The 4,229-nt window shown below is 42.5% G+C and carries 7 protein-coding genes; 5 read left to right on the top strand and 2 right to left on the bottom strand.

From position 1 onward, the window contains the following. Positions 1–123 precede the first annotated feature (123 nt). From F458_RS0118680 to F458_RS0118655, 5 genes are all read left to right on the top strand, one after another. Positions 124–630 (top strand): AAA family ATPase, encoded by a 507-nt coding sequence (locus tag F458_RS0118680; RefSeq protein WP_018984961.1) that lies wholly within the window; start codon positions 124–126, stop codon positions 628–630. Between the two features lie 107 nt (positions 631–737). Continuing rightward, positions 738–1,019, top strand: coding sequence for a hypothetical protein (locus F458_RS0118675; RefSeq protein ID WP_018984960.1), 282 nt, complete (start codon positions 738–740; stop codon positions 1,017–1,019). A gap of 885 nt (positions 1,020–1,904) precedes the next feature. Next, the gene (locus F458_RS0118665; protein ID WP_018984958.1) at positions 1,905–2,249 is read left to right on the top strand and encodes a hypothetical protein; all 345 of its coding nucleotides are present in this window, start codon (positions 1,905–1,907) and stop codon (positions 2,247–2,249) included. A 124-nt stretch (positions 2,250–2,373) separates the two neighbouring features. Beyond that, the gene (locus tag F458_RS0118660; RefSeq protein WP_018984957.1) at positions 2,374–2,799 is read left to right on the top strand and encodes an energy transducer TonB; all 426 of its coding nucleotides are present in this window, start codon (positions 2,374–2,376) and stop codon (positions 2,797–2,799) included. Between the two features lie 148 nt (positions 2,800–2,947). Then, entirely contained in the window at positions 2,948–3,202 is a 255-nt protein-coding gene (locus tag F458_RS0118655) for a hypothetical protein (protein ID WP_018984956.1), read from the top strand. Between the two features lie 547 nt (positions 3,203–3,749). Here F458_RS0118655 and F458_RS0118650 read toward each other — a convergent pair. Then, positions 3,750–4,040 carry a type II toxin-antitoxin system RelE/ParE family toxin gene (locus tag F458_RS0118650; protein WP_018983976.1) on the bottom strand — a complete coding sequence of 97 codons (291 nt, stop codon included), beginning with the start codon at positions 4,038–4,040 and terminating at the stop codon, positions 3,750–3,752. Continuing rightward, positions 4,033–4,229: TA system antitoxin ParD family protein (locus F458_RS0118645; protein WP_018984955.1), on the bottom strand; the 197-nt coding region annotated here is incomplete at its 5' end. The genes F458_RS0118650 and F458_RS0118645, both read right to left, overlap by 8 nt.

The following is a 4,229-nucleotide window of genomic DNA, read 5'->3' as shown; positions in this document are numbered from 1 at the left end:
CCGCGCTTATAACAAAAAAATGAAGCACCACCCTCAATTTACAGAGCGCTCTGTCGAAGACAAAAGGTGTTCGGGCGTTGCTTATTTAATAGTTATGTTTCAAGGAGGAATCAATAGACTCTTATGTTGTATATACTTGGCGGTCTGCCCGCGACAGGCAAAACTGAACTCTCAAAGTATTTATCTTCCTCATTGGGTGCTGTCCATATTCGCATCGACACTATCGAACAAGAATTGAAAAACTGTGGATTTAACAAGTTGTATGACGAGGGTTATAAGATTGCTTTTGCTCTTGCACTAGAGAACCTAAAAAACGGCCTTTCTGTAGTAGCAGACTCAACCAATCCAGTTTTAGAATCTCGTGAAGCGTGGATAAGCGTTGCAAATAAAGCCTCATCGCCCTTCACAGAAATCGAAGTCATCTGCTCTAATGAAAATGAACACAAAGAGCGCGCCGAAAAAAGGCAAACGGATATTCCTAACCTTTTACTTCCGTCATGGGAAAGTGTGACTTCAAGAGATTATCATTTGTGGAAAACAGTACGTATTGTCATCGATACTGCGGGCAAAACGCCGGAACAAAGTAAAAAAGAGCTGAGTGAGTTACTTCGTAGAAGCAATGAAACATAACAAGTCAATAAACTCACTCACTTCGTTCGCTGGGACGCATACACGCGGGGCGGCTGCGCCATTATGCCCCACGCGTCTGCGCCCGTTATTGAAAAGTTAGGTGACAAGTGGCTTTTTACAGAGATCCATATGTAACATATTTAAATGCCGCTGGTGTTGCTGTAGCTTGGTTAGGCTCAGTGCTCGGGCCGCTTTTCATTTTCTCAACTTTTGGCGATTTTACCCATCACAATACTTATATTGGCTTCGCATTCATAATCGTTGTTTTGCTCTCAATTAGGGATGGAATCAAAGCAAAGAAAAATGGCAACACATCAGGTTTTATTGCTATGTGTGTAATGCCACTACTAATTCCCTTTATTGTGCTGGCTACTTTTTTAGTCATTTAAGGTTTGTTTGGCAGTTTGTCACCTAACAAACCAATATAGTCGCTCACTGCGTTCGCTGGGACACAAACACGTAGGGTTCAGACGTGACATTCAAGCATCAAGATTGTTTCACTAGGTTTTCTTTACAGCGTGCTTTTTCGGTAGTTACAACGGCTTTAGCAACGCGCTTTTCATCAACATCACAACGCCATTATTCTGCATCACCAGCTTTCTAAGCTCGCTCTATTATCCAGCATTACCGTTAACATCTGGCTTTTCGCACAGGGTTGTTTTATCTTAAATTCAATATTTTAAACAAGCTGGCTAATTGGCTAGTGGTGGCAGCAAAGCTGCGTACTTTCAGTTGTACGCCTAACAAAACGCTGTTGGCACTCCCTTCGGTCGCTGGGACGCTAACACGTGGGCTGACTCACTTCGTTCGGATTTTAGCCCACGTGCTAGCGCCCCAAAGCTTAGCGTTAGGCGTCATTTACTTACAGCATTAAATGTTGGTTCAGAAGTGACATTCCAGCATCAAGGCTGTTTCATTAGGCTGTCTTTACGGCTTGCTTTTTCGGTAGTTTAAACGGCTTTAGCAACGGGCTTTTCATCAACTCAGCAACGCCAGCATTCTGCATCTCCAGTTGTTTAAACTCGCTCTTTTTTCCAGCATTACCGTTAACATCTAGCTTTTCGCACAGGGTTGTTTTATCTTAAATTCAATAATTTAAACACGCGGCCTAATTGGCTAGTGGTGGCAGCAAAGCTGCGTACTCTACGTTGTACGCCTAACAAAACGCTGTTGGCACTCCCTCCGGTCGCTGGGACGCTAACACGGGGCCGCTTCGCGATTATAGCCCCATGTTAGCGCCCCAAAGCTTAGCGTTATGCGCTGAAGGGATTCGAGTGAAATATTTTATTCTATCTATCGTCATTGTTTGTCTCTCTGCTTGCAGCCCATCTACAAGTAATCAAGAGGTAGATTCCAACCAGGAACTCCTTTCAGCAGAATCGAATTTCGCGGGAAAGAAACTAGAAGCAATAAAGGCAACCATAGCGAATTTAGAATCAAGAGGAGTTGATATTGGGAAACTTTATGTCGAAGTTGAAGAGCTTGAAGACTCAGTAGTAGTTGTGCTGATAGACAAGGCTTACAGTGATACAGTTCATGTAGGTGGTGGCGGCGAAACACAGGAGTGCATTTATGATTTGGTTAAAAAGGAAATTAAACATTGCCTGCATTATCAGTAACGCGCATAACAAAACGCTATTGTCACTCACTTCGTTCGCTGGGACGCATACACGTGGCCGCTTCGCGATTATAGCCCCGTGCCTGCGCCCCAAAGCTTAGCGTTATAACTTTCGTAGGATATTTATGAGAAAGGGAATTTTATCAATTACGGCCGTCAGTTTTTTGGCCGCTTGCTCGTCTACACCATCTGATAATACGGTAAAAACACCACTTGAAATTTCAGACCGTTCTGTTGCAAATGAGTACTGGGTAAGCTCAAAAATTGTTAAGCCCAAGTTCCCCGTCGACGCTGCAATACGTAAGCAAGCAGGTTGTTCTAGATTCGAGGTAACAATCGACGATAACGGTTCAACAACAGATATTAGTTTTCTGGAAAGCTTTCCTACAAATCAATTTGTTCAGACCTCACAAGAAGCGCTCAGAAAATGGCGCTGGAAACCGGCTGCAAATAACGCAGCAAGACAACCTATCAGGCGTGTTGTACAGTTAGATTTCTTTGATAGTTCAGCCAATAACCTTGAGCAGGCTAAAGCATTCTGTGCTGTATAAGCACAGTTATAACAAACACATTAAGTCGCTTCGCTGGGACAGTAACACGTGGGCTCTGTCGCTTCGCTCCAAATTTTAGCCCACGTATTACTGCCCCTTATGTGGGTGTTATATATATTATGAAAATTAAGTTGTAAGAGGGATAGTTGTGAAATTTCAGAAGCCATTTTTCGTTGAGTTACCAAAAAATTTTTCTGTCGAAGTCTTTGGTGATAATAAAGAAAAAATATGGATTGAACCTACAGGGGTTCATATGACATACGATCGTCAAAATGTTTATATTCAGTATGCGGGGGAAGACGCGCACAATTCTTACGCAAAATTAGAATTACCGTCAGACCCTAAATTACTGCGGAAGTTGTCTAAACAAATAAATAAAATGGCAAAGGAAATGGAGAGCTAGTAATACATATAACAAACGCATTAACACTCGCTCCGCTCGTTGGGGACAAAAATACGTAGGCTCCCTTCGCTTCGCTCGGTATTATAGCCTACGTATTTTTGCCCGTTATGCGGGTGTTAGGCGTCATTTACTTACAGCATTAAAAAGTGGGTTTAAGCGTGACATTCCAGCATAAAGGTTGTTTCGCTAGGTTGTCTTCACAGCTAGCTTTCTCAGTTATTTTAACGGCTTTAGCAACGTGCTTTTTGTCAACACCGTAACGCCAACATTCAACATCACCAGCTTTCTAAACTCGCTCTTTTATCCAGCATTAACGTTAACATCTGGCATTTCGCACAGGGTTGTTTTATCTTAAATTCAATAATTTAAACACGCGGTCTTTTTGGCTAGTGGTGGCAGCAAAGCTGCGTACTTTCAGTTGTACGCCTAACAAAACGCTCAAGCCACTCCCTTCGGTCGCTGGGACGCTAACATGTGGGCTGACTCACTTCGTTCGGATTTTAGCCCACATGCTAGCGCCCCTTAGCTTAAAGTTATACGCAATTGGTCAGAATAACTTTTTAACATCGCGATAAAAGTTTTCATGAGAGCCAAGTGCTATCAATTCAAGTATTACAGTGCCATCCTCGTAGCTGTAACCAAGTAAAGTTAACTGCTTGACCATCTTGAATTTGTACACACGAAGAAAGGCTAAGTCGCCTTTTTTCTGCTCACCTAGAAGAGGATCGGCCATTAGTTCCTTAACAGCTTTATCCAAGTCTTTTTTCTGATTCTGATGTAACTTCTTTACTGCTCTCTTAAAATTAGCTGTCTGTAAAACGCTGGTAATCTTAGCCAAAGTCGTAAGGCTCCAATTTTCCAGCCTCTTTTTCAGCTTTGGAGATAATTGCCTGTTTTACGAATTCGTAAGGCAAATCTGGGTTATCTTCCATCATTTCACCGATCTTAGCCCAATGCTCTATCTGTTTTGGCATAGTTCGGTTTAGTGCTTTGCCCATAATTGTAGCTTTCTCGACTAGATCTTGGT

Source organism: Salinimonas chungwhensis DSM 16280 (genome assembly GCF_000378185.1).
GTDB classification, from domain to species: Bacteria; Pseudomonadota; Gammaproteobacteria; order Enterobacterales; family Alteromonadaceae; genus Alteromonas; species Alteromonas chungwhensis.
This window is presented reverse-complemented; position numbering and strand designations above follow the sequence as displayed.

Coding starts and splice junctions, on each gene's coding strand:
- F458_RS0118680 (WP_018984961.1), top strand. CDS start 124: ATGTTGTATATACTTGGCGGTCTGCCCGCGACAGGCAAAACTGAACTC.
- F458_RS0118660 (WP_018984957.1), top strand. CDS start 2,374: ATGAGAAAGGGAATTTTATCAATTACGGCCGTCAGTTTTTTGGCCGCT.